This window comes from Streptantibioticus ferralitis (assembly GCF_029223525.1).
Lineage (GTDB): Bacteria > Actinomycetota > Actinomycetes > Streptomycetales > Streptomycetaceae > Streptantibioticus_A > Streptantibioticus_A ferralitis.
Window position 1 is genome coordinate 461,711 of sequence record NZ_JARHTQ010000002.1, and the last position, 23,467, is coordinate 485,177.

At 70.4% G+C, this 23,467-nt stretch carries 18 protein-coding genes and 2 pseudogenes; 15 read left to right on the forward strand and 5 right to left on the reverse strand.

All coding sequences use genetic code 11. The annotated features are described in order from the left end of the window. Positions 1-59: 59 nt before the first annotated feature. Positions 60-974: a class A beta-lactamase gene (gene bla, locus P2L57_RS04970; RefSeq protein ID WP_275808803.1), complete on the forward strand. Its 915-nt coding sequence runs from the start codon at positions 60-62 to the stop codon at positions 972-974. 71 nt (positions 975-1,045) lie between these two features. Here bla and P2L57_RS04975 read toward each other — a convergent pair whose 3' ends face one another. Continuing rightward, positions 1,046-2,272 carry a serine hydrolase domain-containing protein gene (locus tag P2L57_RS04975; protein ID WP_275808806.1) on the reverse strand — a complete coding sequence of 409 codons (1,227 nt, stop codon included), beginning with the start codon at positions 2,270-2,272 and terminating at the stop codon, positions 1,046-1,048. Positions 2,273-3,088: 816 nt separating this feature from the next. Then, positions 3,089-3,443: pseudogene (locus tag P2L57_RS04985) on the reverse strand (histidine phosphatase family protein); the annotation flags it as partial. Between the two features lie 266 nt (positions 3,444-3,709). On the opposite strand from P2L57_RS04985, the gene P2L57_RS04990 reads away from it, so the two are divergent. The 5 genes from P2L57_RS04990 to P2L57_RS05010 all read left to right on the forward strand — a co-directional run bounded on the left by P2L57_RS04990 (position 3,710) and on the right by P2L57_RS05010 (position 8,907). Beyond that, the gene (locus P2L57_RS04990) at positions 3,710-4,240 is read left to right on the forward strand and encodes a nucleoside-triphosphatase (protein WP_275808809.1); all 531 of its coding nucleotides are present in this window, start codon (positions 3,710-3,712) and stop codon (positions 4,238-4,240) included. 216 nt (positions 4,241-4,456) lie between these two features. Continuing rightward, complete coding sequence (locus tag P2L57_RS04995) at positions 4,457-6,619, forward strand: MFS transporter (RefSeq protein WP_372515617.1); 2,163 nt, start codon at positions 4,457-4,459, stop codon at positions 6,617-6,619. Beyond that, on the forward strand, positions 6,616-7,155 hold the full coding sequence (locus tag P2L57_RS05000; RefSeq protein WP_275808812.1) for a MarR family winged helix-turn-helix transcriptional regulator: 540 nt from the start codon (positions 6,616-6,618) through the stop codon (positions 7,153-7,155). The genes P2L57_RS04995 and P2L57_RS05000 overlap by 4 nt, the downstream gene beginning before the upstream one ends. A gap of 325 nt (positions 7,156-7,480) precedes the next feature. Next, entirely contained in the window at positions 7,481-7,918 is a 438-nt protein-coding gene (locus P2L57_RS05005) for a TIGR03618 family F420-dependent PPOX class oxidoreductase (protein ID WP_275808815.1), read from the forward strand. 65 nt (positions 7,919-7,983) lie between these two features. Continuing rightward, positions 7,984-8,907: a TIGR03620 family F420-dependent LLM class oxidoreductase gene (locus tag P2L57_RS05010; protein ID WP_275808818.1), complete on the forward strand. Its 924-nt coding sequence runs from the start codon at positions 7,984-7,986 to the stop codon at positions 8,905-8,907. A gap of 102 nt (positions 8,908-9,009) precedes the next feature. Here P2L57_RS05010 and P2L57_RS05015 read toward each other — a convergent pair whose 3' ends face one another. Continuing rightward, positions 9,010-9,801: an SDR family NAD(P)-dependent oxidoreductase gene (locus P2L57_RS05015; RefSeq protein WP_275808821.1), complete on the reverse strand. Its 792-nt coding sequence runs from the start codon at positions 9,799-9,801 to the stop codon at positions 9,010-9,012. A gap of 70 nt (positions 9,802-9,871) precedes the next feature. Beyond that, positions 9,872-10,102, reverse strand: a pseudogene (locus P2L57_RS05020) (ArsR/SmtB family transcription factor); the annotation flags it as partial. Positions 10,103-10,831: 729 nt separating this feature from the next. Here P2L57_RS05020 and P2L57_RS05025 point away from each other — a divergent pair. Continuing rightward, positions 10,832-11,530 (forward strand): LysM peptidoglycan-binding domain-containing protein, encoded by a 699-nt coding sequence (locus P2L57_RS05025; protein WP_275808823.1) that lies wholly within the window; start codon positions 10,832-10,834, stop codon positions 11,528-11,530. A 412-nt stretch (positions 11,531-11,942) separates the two neighbouring features. Here the strand turns inward: P2L57_RS05025 and P2L57_RS05030 are convergent, their stop codons facing one another. Next, entirely contained in the window at positions 11,943-13,532 is a 1,590-nt protein-coding gene (locus P2L57_RS05030) for an nSTAND1 domain-containing NTPase (protein ID WP_275808825.1), read from the reverse strand. Between P2L57_RS05030 and P2L57_RS05035 the strand changes: the two genes are divergently transcribed. The 8 genes from P2L57_RS05035 (at position 13,507) to P2L57_RS05070 (ending at position 23,409) form a co-directional block, all read left to right on the forward strand. After that, positions 13,507-13,668, forward strand: a complete 162-nt coding sequence (locus P2L57_RS05035; protein ID WP_275808827.1) for a ricin-type beta-trefoil lectin domain protein — start codon at positions 13,507-13,509, stop codon at positions 13,666-13,668. The two genes, P2L57_RS05030 and P2L57_RS05035, sit on opposite strands and share 26 nt — an antisense overlap. Positions 13,669-13,767: 99 nt before the next feature. Further along, positions 13,768-14,166 carry a site-specific integrase gene (locus P2L57_RS05040; RefSeq protein WP_275808829.1) on the forward strand — a complete coding sequence of 133 codons (399 nt, stop codon included), beginning with the start codon at positions 13,768-13,770 and terminating at the stop codon, positions 14,164-14,166. Positions 14,167-14,322: 156 nt separating this feature from the next. Further along, entirely contained in the window at positions 14,323-15,300 is a 978-nt protein-coding gene (locus P2L57_RS05045) for an alpha/beta hydrolase (protein ID WP_275808831.1), read from the forward strand. A 119-nt stretch (positions 15,301-15,419) separates the two neighbouring features. Further along, complete coding sequence (locus tag P2L57_RS05050) at positions 15,420-16,391, forward strand: cyclase family protein (RefSeq protein ID WP_275808833.1); 972 nt, start codon at positions 15,420-15,422, stop codon at positions 16,389-16,391. Positions 16,392-16,573: 182 nt separating this feature from the next. Next, positions 16,574-19,411, forward strand: coding sequence for a SpoIIE family protein phosphatase (locus tag P2L57_RS05055; RefSeq protein ID WP_275808835.1), 2,838 nt, complete (start codon positions 16,574-16,576; stop codon positions 19,409-19,411). Between the two features lie 171 nt (positions 19,412-19,582). Next, positions 19,583-21,130, forward strand: a complete 1,548-nt coding sequence (locus tag P2L57_RS05060) for a sugar ABC transporter ATP-binding protein (protein ID WP_372515607.1) — start codon at positions 19,583-19,585, stop codon at positions 21,128-21,130. Next, the gene (locus P2L57_RS05065) at positions 21,130-22,188 is read left to right on the forward strand and encodes an ABC transporter permease (protein WP_275808840.1); all 1,059 of its coding nucleotides are present in this window, start codon (positions 21,130-21,132) and stop codon (positions 22,186-22,188) included. Before P2L57_RS05060 ends, P2L57_RS05065 begins: the two co-directional genes overlap by 1 nt. A 69-nt stretch (positions 22,189-22,257) precedes the next feature. After that, positions 22,258-23,409 carry a substrate-binding domain-containing protein gene (locus P2L57_RS05070; protein WP_275808842.1) on the forward strand — a complete coding sequence of 384 codons (1,152 nt, stop codon included), beginning with the start codon at positions 22,258-22,260 and terminating at the stop codon, positions 23,407-23,409. Positions 23,410-23,467 lie beyond the last annotated feature (58 nt).

Below are 23,467 nucleotides of genomic sequence, written 5' to 3' on the forward strand. Positions count from 1 at the left end.
GCCTGTTGCGATGTCCCGATGGGCAAGATCTTGGTCGTTGTGTGAAGGAGAAGCCGATCGTGGATGCGCGCCGAGCCCGTCCGACCCGTCGTAGGATCCTTGGCATCGGAGCCGGGACCACGCTGGCAGCCTGTGTTCCCGCGGGTGGCACGGCATTCGCGGCCTCGCCGGTCGGTGAGGGGATCCGTCGACGGCTGAGAGAGCTGGAGCGCGCGCACTCGGCCCGTCTGGGAGTCTTCGCGCGCAACCTGGCCACCGGCGCAACGGTGTTGCATCGTGCCGATGAGCTCTTCCCGATCTGCTCGGTATGGAAGCCGCTTGCCGCGGCGGCCGTGCTGAGAGACCTTGACCGGCACGGAGAGTTCCTTGCCAGGAGGGTTCACTACACCACAGCGGATCTGGTGGCCTACTCCCCGATCACGGGGACGGCCGAGCACCTCGCGGACGGGATGACCGTGTCGGAACTGTGCGCCGCCGCCATCTGCTACAGCGACAACACCGCGGGAAATCTGCTGCTGCGCGAAATCGGCGGCCCCTCGGGGATCACCCGCTTCTGCCGCTCCATCGGGGACCCGGTCACCCGGCTCGACCGCTGGGAGACCGAGTTGAACTCGGCGGAACCATGGCGGCTCACGGACACCACCAGCCCCCGCCACATCGCGCAGACCTTCACGAAGCTCACCGTCGGCAATGCGCTGGGACAACAGGACCGGCGGCGGTTGACCGAGTGGCTGCTGCACAACACCACCAGCGGCAAGCAGTTCCGCGCCGGACTCCCCAAGGACTGGACCGTCGCCGACAAGACCGGCGCCGGGGACTACGGAACCGACAACAACGTGGGCATCGCCTGGCCCCCGGACCAATCACCGATCACATTGGCCGTTCTCACGACCAAGCCGGATCACCCCAAGGCACCGGCGGACAACCCGCTGGTCGCACAGACCGCCGCACTACTGGCGACGGCACTCACCTGACCGGTACCGGTAGCTGGTGGTCAAGGCCCGGTTACCACCTCGGGCCTTGACCCGCGCATCACATCACGGACTTACGAGATCGAAGCCCGGGAGCGGTCGCTCGGCATTTCCTGTTGCGCTATGCGCTGGGTGTCAACGACCTGGCGCTGTTGCTGAACCGCGGGGGCGGCCTTTCCGCAGAACACTGGTTCCAGAGCCTTTCGTTCGGCGCTGAAGATGTCGCTGTTGTTGGAGGCGTTGGCGGAGATGGTGACCTGTCGTGTGCCGTCCTTGGTGGTGTAGGTGTAGGTCTGGTAGCCCTCGATGATGCCGTCGTGGCCGATGACGCTGGTGCCGCAGGAGAGGTCGTACTGGCGTAGGCCCAGGCCATAGTGGGACGTCGGGCTCACCGACTCCATGGTCTCCATCTCGGCGAGCTGTGCCGGTGGCAGCAGATGACCGGTGGCGAGCGCACGGAGGAAGCGGTTGAGGTCCGAAGTGCTGGAGATCGCGGCGCCAGCGGTCCAGATCCATGAGGCGGTCTGGTTGGTCGCGTCGAACAGCGGCTTGGACCGGTCGTCGTTGGTGAGATAGCCGATGGCGTGCGGGCTGTCGATCGTCGTGTGCGGCACGACGAAACGGGTGTGGGTCATCCCGAGCGGCGCGATGATGCGCTGGTTGAGCACCTGCGCGTACGGCTTGCCGGTGATGTGCTCGATCAGCATGCCGAGGACGACGAAGTTGGTGTTGGAATAGCTGTACCGGGCGCCCGGCGGGAACTGCTGCCCGTGCTTGAGGGCGTCCGCGACGAGGGCCTGTGGCCGGAACGTCTGGTACCGGAACTTCTGGTAGCCGGTGACGGTGTCGCCGGTCAGCAGGTCGTTCGTGTAGTCGTAGAGGCCGCTGGTGTGGTTCAGCAGCTGGCGTACGGTGATGGTGGAGTTGGCGGGCAGCACGCCGGACGGCAGGTAGTGGATCGCCGCGGTGTCCAGGCTGACCTTGTGCTGCGCGACCAGTTGCAGGACGAGCACCGCGCTGAAGGTCTTGGTGATGCTGCCCACCCGGAAGACCCCGTTGGGGTTGACGGGGGCGTGCGTGGCGATGTTGCCCGTGCCCACGCTCACCGTGCTGGCGGAGCGCCCGCTGTTGTCCTCCACTCGTGCGAAGACCCCCGGGGCGCCAGCGGTGACCACACCTTCGAGTGCCTGCTTCAACGCTCCCAGGTTGGGAGCGGGAGCCTGCGCCTGGTTGGCCTGCTGGGTGCTGGCAACGGTGGGCTTGCCGGGGGCCGCGCTGGCTGGCGCGGCTGCGGCGAGCAAGGAACCGAGTGTTCCCGCAACCACCGCCGCTGCCAGTGGGCGTCTGGTGGAGCGGGCGAGAGATCGAGTCATGAAGTCTCCGGTGTTCCTTTCTGCCTGTGTCATGGAGCAATGCCGAGTCGGCAACGGAAAGGCCTCGGGCGACCGTTGAAGTCTCATGCCCACCTCTTTCGGTCACCTGGGCGAGCATATTTCTATCGCACCGGACTGTGCCCTGGCAGCACGGCCCGCGCCAGGGGCCGGGCTCACTCTCGTGGAGCAGGCGCGTCGCGTCCCGGACGGCTCAGTCGCGTGGGCTGCCGCGCCGAGCCGCCGAATAAGTCGGTTGTCCCTCGGGGCACCATCTGTTGCACTTCCCAGCTACAGCCCGTCGATCAGGGGAGACCGTAATGCGCAAGGCGTTCATGTCCGCCCAGCAGGAAATCACCACCTCTCCAAAGGACATGACGCTCAGTGCACACGTTGAACCTGGGAATTTTGGCGCACATCGACGCCGGTAGGACCAGCCTGACCGAGCGGCTGCTCCACACCGCCGTCAACAAGATCGACCGCAGCAGAGCGCGGATCGAACACGTGCTGCGCGGCATGGCTGAGAAACTCACCCCGGCGACGCCGCGATCAGACCACGTTTCTCCACTTCGGCGAACAGCTGGGCGGCCTTCGCCTGGGCGTCCAACAACCGTGCCGCGCGTGTGGATTCGTCAGACATACCGCCGACCGTATGGACCAACTCGATTGTGGGCAACCGGAATTGATCTCTTTCGGTCCGCTGTCAGCAGACATGGAGTTCGGGCGGGAAGCCGGTGTGGGACCTCTTCGCGCCAACTCGGGTCCGTCTTCGGGGGATTCGGCCGAGAGGCTGGGCCAGGCGGTCGAGCATGGCCTCGGCCTACTGCGAAGGCAGCTCATGTCTTCGCGGTAGACAGGGCACGTAATCTCCGGCCAGTTCAGACGATTGCAGGGGAACGCCGTCGAGTTGGTCGCAGATCAGCCGGGCGGTTTGCTCCGCTCGCGGGAGCGGGCCGTGGTAGATCGCCGAGAGGGGACTGCGCTTGAGCCGCTCACCAAGCAACATGGCCTGACGGCGACCATTGTCCGTCAGCGTGCTCTCGTCTGGTGAAGCCTCACCATGCCGCGTGAGGCAGAGGTAGCGGGTAGCAGACTCAGGCATATCCAAGTTCCTCTGCCAGCGTATGTGATCTCCGGACGCTCGGACGGACGCTGACTATTGCCGGGCGGTTCCGCCGGCGACCGGCGCCGGACCGCACCTCAGCGTGAGCGCGGTGCGGCGCAACGCCAGTCAGCATGGGCCGGGTCGCCGGGGTGGCGCCGGGGTGCGAACCTGGTGGGAAGGCTGTGGTGGCTGGCGGTGGGGGTGCCTTTCGGGGGCCGTGCCAGCCGCGAGGGCCTGTCCGGCAGCCTGCTGCGGAGTGTGTCATGCCGACGAGGATCCTGCTTGAGGGGCGCCCTGGCGTGGGCAAGACGACAGCTGTCCGTCGAATGGCCAGCCTGCTGTGTACGCGTGAGGTCGGGGGGTTCACCACGGAGGAGATACGGGACGCCGGCGCGCGAGCCGGTTTCGCGTTGGAGACGTTGGCGGGTCAGCGAGCCGTGCTCGCCCATGTGGACTTTCCGGGGCCGCCGCGGGTCGGGCGCTACGGCGTTGACCTGCAGGTCATGGAACAGCTGGCGCTGCCCTCGCTGAACGCGGCGTCAGCGGGTCCGGCCGCTGGGCGTCTCGTACTCATCGATGAACTCGGGCGGATGGAACTGGCCTGTACGGCGTTCAAGGACGCGGTCCGGTCCCTGTTCCGAGGCGACGTCGATGTCGTCGCCACCGTGCAGGCGCACCACGACCCGTTCACCGACGCCCTCAAGCGGCGTACCGACATCGAACTCATCCACCTGACCGTGGCCAATCGCGATTCCATGCCTTCGGAGCTGGTGGCACGGCTGGAGATGCGTTGAGCCGTAGGCCCTGGTGAGGTCCCAGAACGACCGAATCCGGGCCGGAGAGTTAGTTTGGGAGAAGCAACTGATTCAGCCTCCTCGTTTGAGGACGTGCCCATGAATGCGACGTCTGCCGTGTCCCGTGCGGCGCGGCGGCGGGCCAGGGCCGCCGCCGACGTCTCCCGTCCGCGTTACAAGTGGATCGCGCTGTCCAACACCACGCTGGGCGTGTTGATGGCCACCATCAACGCGTCGATCATGCTGATCGCGCTGCCGGACATCTTCCGGGGAATCCGGATCGACCCGCTGCAGCCAGGGAACACGAGTCTGCTGTTGTGGCTGATCATGGGGTATCTGGTGGTCACCGCCGTACTCGTGGTCAGCTTCGGCCGGATGGGCGACATGTTCGGCCGGGTCCGTATGTACAACGCGGGGTTCGCGATCTTCAGCGTGTTCTCGGTGCTGTTGTCGGTGACATGGATGCACGGCACGGCGGGCGCGCTGTGGTTGATCCTGATGCGGGTGGCCCAGGGAGTCGGCGGCGCGATGCTGATGGCCAACTCCAACGCGATCATCACCGATGCGTTCCCCGTCGACCAGCGCGGCCTGGCGCTGGGGCTCAACCAGGTCGCGGGCATCGCGGGCTCGTTCGTGGGGCTGGTGCTCGGAGGGCTGCTCGCCCCGGTGGAGTGGCGGCTGGTGTTCCTGGTGTCGGTGCCGTTCGGGGTCTTCGGCACGTTCTGGGCGTACCGGAAACTGCACGACACCGGTGTCCGGCGGCCCGCCCGGCTGGACTGGTGGGGCAATGTGACCTTCGCCGTCGGGCTGATCGCGGTGCTGGTGGGCATCACCTACGGCATCCAGCCGTACCGCGGGCACACGATGGGCTGGACCAACCCATGGGTACTGGCCGCCCTGCTCGGCGGTGTGGCCGTGCTGGTGGTCTTCGGCATCGTGGAGACCAGGGTGGCCGAGCCGATGTTCCGGATGAACTTGTTCCGCATCCGGGCGTTCACCGCCGGGAACCTCGCGAGCCTGCTGTCCGGGATGGGCCGCGGCGGGCTGATGTTCATCCTGATCATCTGGCTACAGGGCATCTGGCTGCCCCGGCACGGCTACGGCTTCACCCAGACCCCGCTGTGGGCGGGGATCTACATGCTGCCGCTCACCGTGGGATTCCTGGTCGCCGGACCTGTCTCCGGGTGGCTGTCCGACCGCTTCGGCGCACGGCCGTTCGCCACCGGAGGCATGGTCGTGGCCGCGGGCAGCTTCGTGCTACTCGCGCTCCTGCCGGTCGACTTCCAGTACTGGGCCTTCGCCGCGATCCTGCTGCTCAACGGAGTGGGAATGGGACTGTTCGCCTCGCCGAACCGGGCCGGGATCATGAACAGCCTGCCCGCGGACCAGCGCGGTGTCGGCGGCGGTATGAGCACCACCTTCCAGAACTCGGCGATGGTGCTGTCGATCGGCGTGTTCTTCAGCCTGATGATCCTCGGTCTGGCCGGCACCCTGCCGCACACGCTGTCCAGCGGCCTGGTCGCCCAGGGTGTGCCCGCCGCCGACGCGAACCGGCTCGCGGCCCTGCCGCCGGTCTCGGTGCTGTTCGCCACCCTGCTGGGCTACAACCCGGTCCAGACACTGCTCGGCCCGAACGTGCTGGCCCACCTGCCCGCGAACCACGCCGGCTACTTGACCGGCCGCGCGTTCTTCCCCGCCTTGATCTCCGGTCCGTTCGCGAAGGGCCTTGACGCCGCCTTCGCGTTCGCCATCGCCGCCTGCCTGGTCGCCGCCGTCGCCTCCTGGCTTCGCGGCGGCAAGTACGTGCATACCGATCAGCCGCCCGTCCTGGCCGCCGCGGGTACGGGCACGGCACGCACCAGCGTCGGGGCACCGGAGCCAGCGGCCGTCCCGCTCCGGGCCGACGGCCGTGCCCCGGGCGCCGTACGGTCGTCCGCGCCCTCGGCAGTCGGCCCCGGTATCGCGCGGGCCATTCAGCGCGGCGACCAGCCGCCCGCCACCGGTGACCCGCCTCCCGACGGGTACACGGTGATCGTCACCGCGCACGGCTACCGCCCGGCCAGGTACGCCATGATGATCAGCGGCAACGGCCAACCCACCACCGAGTACCCGGATCCCCGGGGGAACGGGCAGATCAGCGGCGTGGTCTGCGGCCCGAGCCCGGACCGCCCGCTGCCGGGTGCGGTGCTGCGGGCCGTCGATCCGACGGGCAGGGTGCTGGCGGACACCACCACTGACCGCGACGGCCGGTTCCAGCTCACCGCCCTGCCGCCCGGCCTCTCCGCGGTGACCAGGGCCGAAGCCCCGCCGACCGAACCGGACACCCACGGCAGGGCCGGTGCCACCCTGCACCTCACACTGGACGGAATGTGGCCATGACCGGGCCCACGCAGGCAGCGACCGGACAGGCGGCGCCGTCCTCCGGCCGCGACGAGATCGCGGCCCGACTGCGGATGGCGGCCCTGCGCCTGGCCCACGGGCTGCGCGCCCCGGCAGGGCGGTACGACCTGACGCCCAGTCGTCTGACCGCGCTCGGCGTCCTGTCGGTGCACGGCCCGCTGCGAATCGGCAGCCTGGCCCGCCATATGGGCATCAGCATGCCCAGTGCCTCCCGACTGGTCGACATCCTGGTGGCCACCGATCTCGTCGGCCGCCGCCCCGACCCGCAGGACCAGCGCGCCTCCCTCCTCGCCCTCACCCCGAACGGCGCGGCCGTCCTGGACAGCATCCGCCGCGAAAGCCTGCACAGCCTGACGAGCCGCCTCGCCGCGCTCCCCGACGACCAACTCGGCACGCTCGCCGCCGCCCTGCCCCTACTGGAGACACTGGCCCACCAACTGGCCCCCGGTGACCTGCCGCCACCCGAACTCCACGCCCGCCGCGAACCGACCGCATCACCGCGTGGGGAGCGCTGAACCCCACCACGGCGGACAGTTGACGCGTCCGGCTCGCACGCGATCCGTGCGGCCGCCGATCAGCGTCACGAGTGAACCCGGCGGACCCCGAGCGTCCGCGGGGCGCGGCGCACAGGATGCGTCCGCGGGCCGCGGCAGCCATCGTGGAATGACCCGGCCGCTCCGCCCCCGGCCGCACCGCCGGGCACGGCCACGACCGGAGGGAGCGTGCCATGGCACCGTGGCAGCGGCGCCACGGCATCGCGGCGGCCGAGCCCCGATCCACGGGCCTTCCGCGCGCCGCGCGCCGCACCCGGGCGACATCACCCGCCGAGAAAGGCACTACATGACAGATCTGAAGGACGTGGCCCGGATCGCCGCGGCCGACCACAACCTGGCCGTCGTGGCGACGACCCGCGCCGACGGCTCGGTCCAGGCGTCGGTGGTCAACGCCGGGATCACCGACCACCCGGTGACCGGCGAGCCCGTGGTCGCGCTCGTCACCTACGGCCGTGCCAAGCTCGCCAACCTGCGTGCCCGACCGCGTGCCACCCTCACCTTCCGCGCCGGGTGGAACTGGGCCACCGTCGAGGGGCGCGCCGAGATCGTCGGCCCCGACGACCCGTTCGAGGGCATCGACGCCGAACGGCTCCGCCTGCTGCTGCGCGAGATCTTCACCGCCGCGGGCGGCAGCCACGACGACTGGGCGGCGTACGACCGCACGATGGCCGAAGAACGCCGTGCCGCCGTCCTGGTCCACCCGGAGCGCGTCTACAGCAACTGACGCCGAGGACGTCAGGAACGGCACCCCGCGAGCAAGACCAGCACCAGGCCAGCGAGGAGCCCCCCATGGCTGAGCGCACCACATCCCCGCCCGTCGATCTGCCCGCCCTGAAACAGCGACTCGGCCGCACCGGCGTGTGGCTCTCATCGCTGTCCACGGTGGCCGCGGACGAGGAACGGCGCGCCGTCGCCGTCATCGAGGAACTCGGCTACGGGACACTGTGGTTCGGCGAGGGACCCACCGGAAAGGAGGCGCTGACCCATGCGGCCGTGCTGCTGTCCGCAAGTCGGCGCCTGATGATCGCCACCGGCATCGCCAATATCTACGGACGTGACGCGACGGCCGCGGCCAGTGGCGCCAACACCCTGTCCGAAGCGTGGCAGAGCCGATTCCTGCTGGGCCTCGGCGTCAGTCACCTGCCGTTGGTGAGCGGCCGCGGACACGACTACGGCAAGCCGGTCTCCACCATGCGGGCCTACCTCGACGCCATGGACGCCACCCCCTTCGACGCGCCGTTGCCCGAGCCGGTGCCGCGGGTGCTCGCCGCGCTTCGTCCGAAGATGCTGGAGCTCGCCGCCACACGGGCCCAGGGCGCCCACCCCTACTTCGTCACCCCCGAACACACCCGCAGGGCCCGGGAGGTCCTCGGCCCCGATCCCCTCCTCGCCCCCGAGCAGGCCGTGGTGGTGGACACCGACCCCGAGCGGGCGCGGGCCACCGCCCGCGACTACGCGGCCAGCTACCTGGCCCTGCCCAACTACCTGAACAACCTGCGCACGCTGGGCTTCTCCGACGCCGACTTCGAAGACGGAGGCAGCGATGCGCTCATCGACACCGTGGTCGCCTGGGGCGACCTGGCGAGCTTGCGCGAGCGCGTCCAGGAGCACCACCGGGCCGGTGCTGACCATGTCGCCGTGCAGCCCATCGCACAGACACTCGACCGGCAACTCGACGACCTGCGCCTACTCGCTCCCGTTCTGATCCCCTGACCCGTTCGGCTCAGACCCGGCCGCCGGTGCGAGTGCGACGCCGGGCTCGCCCGGCCTGGTGCTCCAACCTGTCGTTGCTCCATCAATTTCCGCGATGACGGCTCACAACGTCATGCCGCCGTCGACCGGCAGGGTCACCCCGGTGACGTAGGAGGCGCGGTCGCTCAGCAGCCAGGCGACGGCCTCGGCGATCTCCTCGGGGTCCGCCACGCGGCGTAGCGCGGTGCGGACGCTGAACTGGTCGGCGGCGCCGGGCTCCTGGGTGATGAACTCCTGGAACATCGCGGTCATGGTGGTGCCGGGGGCGACGGCGTTGACGCGAATGCCCTGCGGCCCGTACTCGACAGCGGCGGTCTCGGTGAGGCTGTTGACCGCCCGCTTGGCCGCGGAGTAGGGCCCGAGCCGCGGATAGGCCGCCAGGCTGGCGCCACTGCTGTTGTTGACGATAGCGCCGGTTCCGGCCGTCGCACGGATGGCACGGACTTCAGCGGCCATGGCCAGCCAGACACCCTTGTAGTCGATCGAGGTGACGCGGTCGAAGGTCTCCTCGGGTACGTCGGCCAGCGGAGCGGGCGGACCGGAGATGCCCGCGTTGTTGAAGGCGACGTCCAGCCGTCCATGGCGCTCCGCCACCGTGTCGACCGCCTTCTGGACGCTCGCGGCGTCGGTCACGTCGGCGACCACGTAGTCCGCGGTGCCGCCCGCCTTCCGGATCCCGTCGGCCACGGTGCTCAGTTCGGACTCGGTCCGCGAGGCCAGGACGACCGTTGCGCCCTCCTGGGCGAACAGCCGAGCCGCGGCGGCGCCGATGCCTCGTCCCGCGCCGGTGATCAGTGCGACCTTGTGCGCTAGCAGCCCGACGGGGGCATGGTCCGGTGAAGTCGCATCGCTCATGCGTACAAGCCTTTGTCAGGTCGCCCACACCCGCCACACGGGGCGCGGTGCGGGCCGCCCCGCCGGACGGTCAGCCGGTCGCGCTCGGCGTTCCGCTACATCGCTGGACCAGCAGGCTTCCCAGAGCGGTGCGCTGGTGCAGGACCGATCGTCCGGCGCGGACCGTGGTGATCAGGCCCGCGCCGCGCAGTGCGGCGGTGTGCGCGGAAGCGGTGGCATTGCTGACCTTCAGCCGACGGGCGAGCTCGCTGGTGGTGTGCTCCGCCGCGAGCAGCAGCAGTGTCTCGACGCGGGTCCGCCCGCGGGGACCAGATCCCTCAGCGGCCCGACGCTGGTCGGCAGGGAGTGGAGCAACCGCCTTCTCCAGCGGCCGAAGAGCAACTCCTCATCGGGGTGGCACATCTTCATGAGGGCCGCGTTCAGCTCCTGCAATGGTGCCGGACGGTCCGCGGACCGCACGCGGGCGGACGGGTGAGGTGATCGGCGCATCGGCGCGCGCCGAGCGGGTGGCCGCCGCGCCCGCACCGCGCCCCGGGGGACGGTTTTCCACAGTGTGGACCACTGACCGACCGGGGCGTTGGATCGGCTTCTTCGTGGTGTCCAAGACGCGGATCATCGCGCGTCCCGAGGTGGTGTGCGCCTCCTCGCCCCGTCGTCGCACCGCTCGGTACCGCGATGGTCCTACGGCTGTCCGCCGTACCCGAGTGGAGCGACCGCCCTCATCGGCGGTAGGCGCGCCCGCCTCGCCGCCGTACGAGGCGTCCAACGCCGCGGCCGTTGGCGGCCGACAGGCGCGGACGCGGCCACCCGGCCCGTGCGGTGCGGCTCGCCCGTGCTCCTGTGCCCACTTGTGTGCTCGGACCCCGTCGAACCTGATGGTGCGTCAATTCGCGCGGCGGTGGAACACGGCAGCGCACGGTGGCCTGTGAGCTCTTCGCGCCTTGTGACCGGCCGGGTGGCGCTGCGGTACTTCCTAGAGCCCCGCCGGGACCGCCGGTGGGCGAGTACCGCAGTGGAGAGGAACAGGCTCATGAGCGCACCAACGCGTCACCGCCGTACCGCGACTCCCGGGTGCCTGCCGGCGCTACGCAACGTCCTCGTCGCGGGCAGCGTCGGTATCTTCCTGCCGCTTCTCGGCGCCGGGGTCAGCGGCGCGGCCTCGGGCACCACCTGGGACCGTGTCGCCGGATGCGAGAGCGGCGGCAACTGGAGCATCAACACCGGCAACGGCAACTACGGCGGCCTGCAGTTCACTCAGCCGACCTGGGTGGCCTTCGGCGGGACCGCGTACGCCGCCCGGGCCGACCTGGCGAGCAAGGCGGCGCAGATCGCCGTGGCGGAAGCGGTCCTTGAGCGTCAGGGGCCGGGGGCCTGGCCGGTCTGCTCGGTCCGGGCGCACCTCACCCGCGGCGGGCAACCCGCGCTCCCGAGGCCACGAGGCGGCGCCACCCACCACGCGACCACCGGATCCCACCAGGTGCCCCACTCGCTCAGCCACACGGACCGTCGCCGTGATACCGGCAGCCCCAAGACCGCCGACGCCTCTCATCCGGCCGCACCCGCCACGTCGTACACCGTGGGCAGCGGCGACACGCTGTCCAGCGTCGCGCTGCGGATCGGCGAGCACGGCGGCTGGCGGTGGCTGTACGACGCCAACCGGGATGTCATCGGCGCGGACCCGGACCTGATCTACCCCGGTCAGCGGCTCGCGCTGCCCGCCGCTCGGTAGCTGTCGGACCACCGCGAGCGGCGTCGGCCGACGCCCTCGCGGTGGGACTCGCCGCTCGGCCACGGCGGCGGAAACCGCTGTAGCCGGAACGCCGGACTTATGGTGTGAAGTGATCGGCTGCCCACCAGGCCGCCGTCGGCATCGCCTCGCACGAGGGAGCACCGCCGCACAGGAAGGGCTGGGCCAGGCATGGATTCGGAACGCGCCAACCGGCTGGTGTCGGCGCTGCGCGCCCGCGGGGTGATGGCGCACCTGGCCGAGGTGGGCGTCTACGAGTTCGGCGTCCGCGTCGTCCTCGACGAGGACATCGAGGCGCTCTGGGACACCGACGGCGCGGCGGGCCTGGACGCGGAAGTCGTCAGCGAGGGGGTACTCGTCGGCTACGTCCCGCACATCGCCGGGTCGGCGAACTTCACCGAACAGCAGCTCGTGGACGCCATCGCGACAACGAACTATTCCGTGGAAGGCCTCCACCCGCCGGCGGACGCTCCCGATCAGCCCCGGTCCGACGCCGGTCAGCAAGCCCCGGCCACGCCGCCCGCGGAACAACCCGCCCCCCGGCATCGCCGCAAGCCTCCCTGGTGGCGTCGCTGACCGCGGGCCCTGAGCAGTGCGACACCGTCGGCCGGGAAATCAGCACGACGTCCCAGAGGCGTACGGTTCCGTCGTTGCTCGCGGTCGCCATCGTGTGGCCGTGGGCGCCGAGCGCCACCGCGGCGAAGGCGTTGACGTCGATGCGGCCGGTCAGCAGGGTGGCGTAGGGCGTGGCGAAGGTGCTCAGCAGACTGCTGCGGGTCTGGGCGGTCGGGGCGATGCGGTAGGCGGCCAAGGCGAGTTGGGCGGCCAGGGCGGGAGAAGTGGCGCGTAACGCGGTGGTCTCGGCGGCCACTTGCTGGGAGACCGCGATGTCGCGCTGCTGGTCCGAGGTCCGTTGCGCCCGTACCGCCAGCACGGTGGAGGCGGCGGCCACCAGGAACGCGGCGGTGAGGAGGGCGACGAGTTGTCGTAGCCGACGGGTACGGCGGCGGACGGCGGTGCGTTCGGCTTCCTCGGCGGCCGTGCTGGCGTCGATGAACTCCTGTTCCTGGGCAGACAGCGAGTCCGCGGTGGCCGCGGACCATTCGTGGGCGAGGGCGAGCCGGGTGCCCCGGTAGAGCGCGCCCGGCTCACGATCGAGGTTCTCCCAGGTCCGCGCGGCCTCGCTCAGCTGGCTGTGGATCCGCGGGCTGTCGCGGTCCCTGACCAGCCAGTCCCGTAACCGCGGCCAGGCGCGCAACAACACCTCGTGAGCCAACTGCACATGATCGGCGTCCAGGGTCAGCAACCGTGCCTGGGCGAAGACGTCCAGGACGGCGGCGGTGGTCTCGGGAGTGGCGCTGCCTGCCACGAGACGGCGGCGCTCGGCGCGTCCGCTTGTCTCGGTGTCCTCGCCGAAATGGACCAGCCGCAGCAGAACCCTGCGGGCCACCACCTGTTGGTCGACCGGCAGCGAGGTGTAGACCCGCTCGGCCGTGGCGGCCACCGCGCCCGCGATGCCGCCGGTCAACTGATATCCGGCCACTGTGAGTACGTTGTCGGCGCGGTGCTGCCAGGTGCTCAGCAGCGCGTGCGAGAGCAGAGGCAGGACTCCGGGACGCGCGGCGCCCGCGCCGGAGTCCTCGGCATGCGGCGCAAACCCCGCATCGCGCAGCAGGATCTCCACCAGACTATGCTCGATGTGCAGACCCGTTGCCGCGGCGGGTCGTGTGACGGCCTCGCGCAACTCGGCCAGGCTCATCGGCCCCACCGGGCCATGGCCGTGCCGCAGTGTCTCCACCAGTTCGGGATAGGCCAGGCACCGGCCGTAGAAGTCGGCGCGCACACCCAGCACGACCATAGCCGTCGAACCTGACTGCGCGTTCCCAGCGCGCTGTTCGGCCGACAGGGCGTGCAGGGCACGGACGAAAAGCAACCGATCGTCCTCGTGCTGGCACAGCGTGAACAACTCCTCGAACTGGTCCACCACGACGATCAATCAGTGGCAGGACGGCCACATCATCAATGCGGTGTCCGGGGGATGCCTGGACAGCGCAGGCGACGGCAGCATCGGCGTCAACCCCTGCAATGACGGCGACTACCAGAACTGGCACTTGGGCTGACCGCGGCCAGGCCCGGTCGGCAGGCCGTGGGTTACCGCTTCATTGCCGTTTCCCTCCGGCCCTATGCCGGGGATGGGTGCGACGGCATACTGCGGGGTCATGACGGTCTTGGCTGAAACCATTCCCCTCGAACGGCTTGAAGAGCTCCTCGCCGACGACTCCATCGACGCCGTGCACCGGGCGCTGTGGCTGTTGCTGTGGGAGGGCGAGATGCGGGTCATGGACCTGCTCTCCCTAGACGTGTGCGACGTTCACCTCGATGAGGGGCGGGTCGGCACCCTGACGGGGCAGGCCGAGCCCGACGGGCAGATGGTGCTGAGCGAACGAGCGGTCCGGTTGCTGCGTGAGCTGATCGGTGATCGGGAGGCCGGGCCGCTGTTCGCCGTCGGCGACCGGGCGTTGAGCTGGGAGCAGGCGACGCAGGCCGCCCAGGAACAGGGCCATGGCATCCACGCGTTCCGCACCGGCGGCAAGCGCCTACGCCAGGAGCCCGAGTAGCGGCCGAGGTACACCGACCCCAACATCGGCGGCTGCAACGACTGTTGCCGTCCGGTACGGCCGAGGTCCGGGCTGTTGGGGGGGGGGAGGGGCAGTGACCAAGCCCACGGCCTCGCGCCGGTGCCGCCGTCGGGCACACCCACTACAGTCGGCGCCGTGGACTTCCGTACCGACATCCTGGGCGAGCCCTACCAGGCCGTTGACCTGCCGCTCGCCGCCGATGAGGAGGGCGAGGTCGTCGCGACCCTCGTCCGTCGCCGGGCGCGTCCCGCCAGCACGGCCGAAGGCGGCCGCCGGGCCGTGCTCTATGTCCACGGATACGTCGACTACTTCTTCCAGACCCATCTGGCCGACTTCTATGTCGAGCGCGGCTATGACTTCTACGCCCTCGACCTGCGCAAGTACGGCCGCTCGCTCCGTCCCCACCATTCGCCGAACTTCACCCGGACCCTCGACGTCTACGACGAGGAACTGGACGAGGCCGTCCGGGTCATCCGCGAAGTCGACGGCCATGACACGCTGCTGCTCAACGGCCACTCCACCGGCGGCCTGGTCAGCGCCCTGTACGCGGACCGGCGCGCCGGGCACGGGACGATCGACGGGTTGTTCCTCAACAGCCCGTTCCTGTCCATGCCCGCCGCCTATCTGGTACGGACCCTCGGCGCCCCCGTCGTCGACGCCCTTGGGCGGTTCGCGGCCACCCGCAAGCTTCCGGCGCCGCTCAACCCCCACTACGTACACAGCCTGCACAAGAGTTTCCGCGGCAGTTGGGAATTCGACCTCACGCTCAAGCCCGCCGAGGGCTTTCCGCTGTACGCCGGTTGGCTGGCCGCGATCCAGCAGGGTCACCGCCGGGTCCGCGGCGGGCTGCGCATCGATTGCCCGGTCCTGCTGATGGCGTCCACCGCCAGCACGGTCACCAGCAGATGGGACGACGCGCTGCACCGCGCCGACGGGGTACTGCGCGCCGACGACATCGCCGCTCTCGCCCCGCGGCTGGGTCCGCATGTCGCCACCGTGCGCATCCAGGGCGGCGTGCACGACCTGGTGCTCTCCGGCCCCGAGGCGCGAGAGCAGGTCTTCAACGAGCTTGACCGCTGGCTCACCACGTACCTGCCGGTGAAATCCGTGTGACGGTCCACCAGGCCGGCTAGCTGACGGCCCGGTGCCACCGGTGGAACGGGGCCGTCCAGTTCAGCATGATGGGTAGGGGGCTCTTCACCACCTCCGGCCTTCGGAGCGCCGAGCACGAGATGAGCGACAAACCCACCGATGCCCCGCATCCTCCGCCGACCGGTTCCGGCGGCGGGCGGCCAACCCTGTCGCGCCAGGAGTTCGACGACCTCTTCGCTGCGGTCCGCACGTGGGGGCGCTGGCGGCCGGCCGACCGCGGTGCCTGGAACCGGGTGACCGAGGACCATGTACGGCGGGCCGCCGCCCTGGTCCGCTCCGGCGTGGTCGTCCCGATGGCGCTGCCCTGGAACACCGAGCCCGGCCCGGACAACCGCAGGCCCGCCCTGCACTACATGTCCGACCTCGGCGATGTGGAGGCGCCGGAACCAGCCACCCACAAGGACTTCATCGCGGTCGACTACCACGGCAAGAGCGTCAGCCACCTCGACGCGCTGTCGCACATCGCCTACCGGGGACAGCTCTACGACGGCCGTGCGGCGCGCGAGGTCGTGGACGCCGGGGGTGCCCGCTTCGGCGCCGTCTCGGCCCTCGGCCCCCTCGTCACCAGGGGCGTACTCCTCGATCTGCCCGCCGCGCTGGGGGTGAAATGGCTGGAGCCGGGACAGGCCGTGCACGCCGATGACGTCATCGCCGTGGAGAGGGCGCTCGATGTGACGATCGGCGACGGCGACGCGGTGCTGCTGCGCTCCGGTCACTTCCGACGCCGCCGGGAGCTCGGTGCGTGGGACCCCGACGCGGCGAGCGCGGGGTTCCACGTGGACGCCATGCCCCTGCTGGCCGAGCGCGGCATCGCCCTGCTCGGCGGCGACGGCGACAGCGACGTACGGCCCTCGCCGGTCGACGGCGTGCACTCTCCCGTCCACGCGCTCGCCATCGCCGCGATGGGGGTGCCGCTGCTGGACAACCTCGACCTGGAGGCGCTCTCCGCCGCCTGCGCCGAGCTGGGTCGCTCTGCGTTCCTGCTGGTCGTGGCGCCGCTGAAGGTGCCCGGCGGTACGGGCTCGCCCGTCAACCCGGTCGCGGTCCTGTGACGGCCGTCCGGCCCCGGCCGCTGCCGGATCCCCGTCGAACATCACCGCACCAGCCGGCGGCGAGGCCGTAGTGCCCTTCTGCGGCTAGCCTGGCGTCATCGGCAAAGTAGGATAAACGGTGCATTTGCTTGAGGGTGAGTGTGTGGCGGCCGTGACGTGTTCCGGTGAGGGAAGTGGTCCGGATGGGGCTCGCGGGGACCGGCATCGGGCCGGTGCGTGTCCGTGAGCGGTTCCTGCGTGGCGGGCCGGTCGAGAAAGGCGTACGGGGCCCGATCCTGAGCTCCTGGCAGCGCTGTCGGATGCTGGGGATCTCGCCGGACCGGTCCGACCTTCCCTATCGGTCGGATCTTGATTTCGACGGGCGGCTGGTCCGTGCGGCCCAGCCGGTGCTCGACTGGCTGGAAGCCAGGTTCGCGGGCAGCCCGGTCAATGTGTCCCTGGCCGACGGATACGGGGCGGTGCTGCAACGCCGTTTCGGCGAGTCCTCCTTGCCCAGGCGACTCCCCGAGATCCAGGTCGTTCCCGGTTTCGTGTTCGCCGAGCAGTACGCCGGGACCAACGGCATCGGTCTCGCGCTCGCGGAACGCAAGCTCTGCCATGTCTACGGCGCGGAGCACTTCGCCGAGCGCGCGCAAACGAATGCCTGTTCGGCTATTCCCGTCCGTGACCTGCTCAGCGGGCGCATCGAGGGCGTCCTTTGCTTCGGCTACCCGCCCAGCTACGCCGACCCGCTGATGGAGTCCCTGATACGCAAAGCGGCCGAAGCCATCGAAGGGCAGCTGCTGGAGCAGAGCACTGCGCGGGAGCGCGCCTTGCTGGAGGCGTACCTCGACGGCAGGAGCCGCGCACAGGCCGGTGAGCAGGCCGGGAACGGGCATCCGATCGGGGTGGACGAGCTGGTCCGCGGCGGAGTGGACTGGCGCGACCAGATGATCCTGCGGGAGAAGGCCGCCGAGCTGATCTCCTTCGCCCAGCGGGCTGCCGTCGAGGTGTCCCTGTCCGGTGATCGGTGGGTCACCCTGCTGAGCCGCCCGGTGACCAGCCCCTCCGGGGTGGAGGGCGTCGCCATCGAGGCGGTCCTGCCCATCACCTCGCCGCAGCCGCGTCCCGCTGTCGCCACGCACACCGGCGGGTCGCCCGGCTTCTTTGCGCAGCACGTCGCGGCACACGCCGTCGTCCCGCCGACGGCCCCTGTCGCCGGCGTACCCGAGGCCACCGTCGGCGCTGACAACGGCGGGGCCGGCGGACTGCTGCTGGTCGGCGAGCCGGGCGTGGGCAAGTACGCCGTCGCGGCACGAAGCCGCCTGGAGCTGCTGTCCGAGGCCAGCACCCGCATCGGCACCACCTTGGACGTGAGCCGCACCGCCTGGGAACTCGCCGAGATGGCCGTGCCGCGCCTGGCCGACTTCGTCACCATCGACCTGCCCGAAGCCGTACTGCGCGGTGAGGAGTCCGCCGACCCGTACACCGACCTGCTCCGTACGGTGGTGCACGGCATCCATGACGACTGCCCCTTCTACCCGGCGGGGGAGCGGGTCGACCTTCGCCCCACCACGCCGCAGCTGCGCTGTCTGGCCAGCCGGCAGGCCGTGCTGGAGCCCGACCTTCGGGCTGCCGCCGGTTGGCTGGCCCAGGACCCCCAGCACGCAGAGGACCTCCTCGCGCACAAACTCCACTCCCTGATCACCGTGCCGCTGCTGGCCCGCGGCGTCGTGCTGGGCATCGCCAGCTTCTACCGCGCGCTGGACCCCGCACCCTTCGGGGACGACGACCGCTCGCTGGCCCAGGAACTCGCCACTCGCGCCGCCATCTGCATAGACAACGCCCGCCGCTACACCCGCGAACACACCATGGTCCTGGCTCTGCAGCGCAGCCTGCTCCCGCACGCCCTGCCCGAGCAGAGCGCCGTCGAGGCCGCCCATCGCTATGTGCCCGCCGAGTCCGGCGTGGGCGGGGACTGGTTCGACGTCATCCCCCTGTCCGGCGCCCGCGTAGCCCTGGTCGTCGGCGATGTCGTCGGCCACGGCATGCACGCCGCCGCCACCATGGGCCGACTGCGCATCGCCGCACACAACTTCGCCGAACTGGACCTTCCTCCCGACGAGGTCCTCACCCACCTCGACAACCTCGTGGGACGCCTCGACCGGGACGAGAACAGCGACGAGACCGACGCCGACGGTGTCGGCATCATCGGCGCCACCTGCCTGTACGCCGTCTACGACCCCACTTCGCAGCAGTGCACGCTCGCCCGCGCCGGCCACCCGCCGCCCGCGCTGGTCAGCCCCGACGGCACCGTGACATTCCCCGAACTACCGGCCGGACCGCCGCTCGGGCTGGGCGGCCTCCCGTTCGAAACCGCCGAAATCGACGTGCCGGAAGGCAGCCAGTTGGTGCTGTACACCGACGGGCTCATCGAAGACCGCCACCGCGACGTCGACACGGTGCTCGACCAGCTGCGCCGCGCCCTGGCCCACCCGGACCGCTCGCCCGACGACACCTGCCGGGAGGTCCTGGACACCGTGGTTCCCGACCACCCGCACGACGACGTCGCACTGCTCGTCGCCCGCACCCACGCCCTGGACCCCGAGCGGATCGCCACCTGGGAACTGCCCAGCGACCCGGCCGTCGTCTCGGACATCCGCCGCGCCGTCACCCGCCAACTGGCCGACTGGGGCCTGGACGAGGCCTCCTTCGTCGCCGAACTGCTGCTCAGCGAACTGGTCACCAACGCCATCCGCTACGGCACCGGCCCCATCCAGGTACGGCTGCTCCATGACCGCACCCTGATCTGCGAGGTCTCCGACGCCAGCAGCACCGCGCCGCACCTGCGCCAGGCGGCCAGCACCGACGAGGGCGGTCGCGGCCTGTTCCTCGTCGCACAGCTCGCCCAGGCCTGGGGCACCCGCTACACCGCCAACGGCAAGGTCATCTGGGCGGAATGCACCCTGGACGGTCCCGGGGCCATCCCCGCAACCGCCGGGTGGAGTTTGGATCTGGAAGGTGTCGCCGACATCGAATGACCCGCCCGCCGCACCCGAAAGGTGCCGCCACAGGCCGCAGAAGCGGTGGCCAGGACACGGCACCGGCAACGGTGCACCGCCAAACCGTGCAATACGGCGAAATCGCACCGCCGCTCAGTAGTATTCCGGATGCCGTCGGGAAGAACTCGGAGCCGAACCCCGGAGAACTCTGTGCACGACGCTCCCGACACCCCCACGGGCCCGCCCGCGCGCCGCGGACCACAGCCTCTCGTGCGGATACGCGGTCTCAGCAAGCGATTCGGCGGCACCCGCGCGCTTGCCGCGGTCGACCTGGACATCAACTCCGGCAGTGTCCTCGCCCTGCTGGGCCCCAACGGTGCCGGAAAGACCACCCTGATCAAGGTACTCGCGGGCGTCCTCCGTGCCGACGAAGGCGAGGTGACGGTGGCCGGGCATCCGCTCGGCACCGAGGCCGCCGCCGGGAGCATGTCGTTCATCCACCAGGACCTCGGTCTCGTCGACTGGATGACGGTCGCCGAGAACATCGCCCTGGGTATCGGCTACCCGCGCCGCCGCGGACTGGTCTCCTGGCGGCAGGCCCGGGAACGCTGCGCCGAGGTGCTGCGGATCGTCGGCGGTCATCTCGACGCCGACGCCCGGATCGCCGACCTCGCCCTCGCCGAGCGCTCGCTGGTCGCCATCGCCCGCGCCCTGGCGACACGGGCGGAGCTCATCGTCCTGGACGAGCCGACCGCCAGCCTCCCCGCGGCGGACTGCGCCCGGCTCTTCGACGTACTGCACACCCTGCGCGACCGAGGGCACTCAATCGTCTATGTCACCCACCGGCTTGACGAGGTGTACAAGGTAGCCGACACCTTCGCCGTGCTGCGCGACGGCCACCTCATCAGCCACGGCCCGCTCGCCGGACACAGTCCCGCCCGGCTGGTGCGCGACATCGTCGGCCACGAGCCGGCCACCCACCAGCCCGCCCTCGCCCCCGCCGACGGCCCGGCCGTGCTGCGCCTCGACGGGGTGCGCACCGAGAACACCGGGCCAGTCAGACTGGAACTGCGTACCGGGGAGATCCTCGGCATGGTGGGTCTCACCGGCGCCGGCCATATGGACCTGGGCCGCGCCCTCGCCGGTGCCCGGCCGATCCTCGGCGGGCGGGTACTGCTCGACGGACGACCGTACGACCCGCACACGGTCACCGCGGCCGTCGACTCCGGCGTCGGCTTCGTCACCAGCAACCGCCAGGCGGGGGGCTGCGCGGCGGAACTGACCGTACGTGAGAACTTCCTGGCCAACCTCCGGGCAGACGGCCTGCCGCCGCTGCACTGGATCAGCCCCCGGCGCGAGCGCACCGAAGCCGCCGCGCTGATCGAGCGGTTCTGGGTGCACCCGCGCGACAGCGAGGCGCCGATCGCCACCCTCTCCGGCGGAAACCAGCAGAAGGTCATGGTCGGGCGATGGCTGCGGGTGAACCGGCGGCTGCTGATCCTTGAGGAGCCGACCGCGGGTGTGGACGTCGGCGCCAAGGCCGAGATCTACCGCCTGCTCGGGGAGGCGCTCGCCGCCGGCCTGGCGGTACTGCTCATCTCCACCGACTTCGAGGAGGTCGCCCACGTGTGCCACCGCGCCCTGGTGTTCGTCCGCGGGGCGGTCACCACCGAGCTGACCGGTGAAACGCTCACCGTCACCGAACTCACCCACACCGCCTCGGCGATGCCCGCCCTCACCGGACCCACGGCGCGGTGATGGCCCCGCCCCGCTCGCGCCGGTCCCCGCTCGGCCGTCTGCGCGGGCACCACATCGGGGCCTATGGTCTGCTCGCCCTCGCCGCCCTGCTGTTCCTCGTCTTCTCCATCATCGTGCCGAACACCTTCCCCACCCTGGAGAGCATCTCCTCGATCCTGGCCAACCAGTCGATCCCCGCGGTCCTCGCGCTCGGCGCGATGATCCCCATCACCACCGGCAAGTTCGACCTGTCCATCGGCTACGGTCTCGGGCTCGCGCACGTCGTGGTGCTGTGGCTCATCCTCGACGACGGCTGGCCCTGGCCGCTCGCCTGCCTCGTGGTGATCCTGGGCGGCGCGGTCGTCGGCGCCCTCAACGGGGTCATCGTCGAGTTCGGGCAGATCGACTCCTTCATCGCCACCCTCGGCACCGGCAGCGTGCTGTACGCCTTCACCGGCTGGATCACCGGTGGGGCCAGGGTCGTCCCCGGCGCGCGCGGTCTGCCGACCGCCTTCACCGACATCTACGACTCGAAGTTCCTCGGCTTGCCGGTACCCGCCTTCTACGTACTCGGCCTCGCCGTCGCCCTCTGGCTGATCCTGGAGCGGCTACCGCTCGGACGGTACCTGTACGTCATCGGGTCCAACGTCCGCGCCGCCGAACTCGTCGGCATCCCCACCCGCAAGTACTCCGTCTACGCGTTCACCGGCGCCGGCCTGGTGGTCGGCTTCGCCGGTGTGCTGCTCGCCGCCCAGCAGCAGATCGGCAACCCGAGTGTCGGCATGGACTACCTGCTGCCCGCCTTCGTCGGCGCCCTGCTCGGCTGTACGGCCATCAAACCCGGCCGCGCCAACGCCCTGGGCACCCTCGTCGCCGTCGCCGTCCTCGCCATCGGACTTGCCGGCATCGGCCAACTGGGCGCCGAGTTCTGGACGACCCCGCTGTTCAACGGAGGCACCCTGCTCATCGCCGTCGGCCTGGCCGGGTACTCCGCCCGCCGTCAACTGCGCGCCGGCGCCAGCGCGACCCGCCGGACCTCGGCGACGACGAACGGCGACCCATCGGAGAACACACCATGACCCGCCCCGCGTCATCTCCGTGCCCGCGACCACATTCCGCGCTGCCATCCCCTGTGCAACGGAGCACCCGTGTACCCGAACCGCAAGACCGCCCTCAGAGCAGCAGCCCTGCTGGCAGCGGCAGTCGCTGTCATCGGCGGCTGCCAGCGCGGGGTGACGACCGGTGAGAGGTCGCCCTCCACCGGTCCGTCGAGCCCGGGCTGCCCCACCACCCTGGCCAGGGCCAAGGCAGCCGTCCAGCAGGCGGAGAACACCAACGCCCGCTGGAACGGGCCCACCAGCGGCCCGACCGCGGTCTCCGGCAAGACCGTCGTCTACGTCGCCCAGACCATGACCAACCCCGGTGTCGCAGGCGTCACGAACGGCGTGGCGGAAGCCACCAAGGTCATCGGCTGGAACACCCGGGTGATCGACGGACAGGGCACACCCGCCGGCCTCCAGGCAGCCCTCAGTGAAGCCGTCGCCCTCAGGCCCTCCGGCATCGTCATCGGCGGCTTCGACCCCGATCTGACCTCGCGGCAGGTCGCGCAGGCCGACGCGGCGCACATCCCGCTCATCGGCTGGCACGCGGTCGAGGCGCCCGGGCCGAGCCGGCGACCCAAGCTCTTCAGCAACATCACCTCCAAGGTGCAGGACGTCGCGAAGGCCAGCGCTGACTGGATCATCGCGCGTTCCGACGGCGACGCGGGAGTCGTGGTGTTCACCGACGCCTCGATCCCGTTCGCCAGGAGCAAGTCAGAACTCATCACGAGGGAACTCACCACCTGCTCCGGTGTGCAGCTCCTGGCCTACGAGAACATCCCGATCCCGGACGCGGGTAGCCGCACCCCCCAGGAGGTCTCCTCCCTTCTCTCCCGCTTCTCGAACACGTGGACCTACTCCGTCGCCATCAACGACCTGTACTTCGCCGACGCCGCCCCGGCCCTGCGCGCGGCAGGCAAGCAGGGCGACGCGGCCCCCTTCAACATCGGTGCGGGCGACGGCGACCCCTCGGCCTTCCAACGCATCAACAGCGGCCAGTTCCAGGCCGCCACCGTTCCCGAGCCACTCACCGAGCAGGGCTGGCAGATCATCGACGAGTTCAACCGCGCCTTCTCCGCCAAGCCGGCCACCGGATACACCGCCCCGGTCCACATCGCCACGGCCGCCAACAGCCACGGCACCACGACCTGGGACCCGGCGGGCTACCGCGAGGCGTACCGGAGGATCTGGGGTAGGTAGTCCGGCCTGGCGCGACCGCCGAAGCTCCGGATCTCCCGCCAGTGACCGATGCCACCGC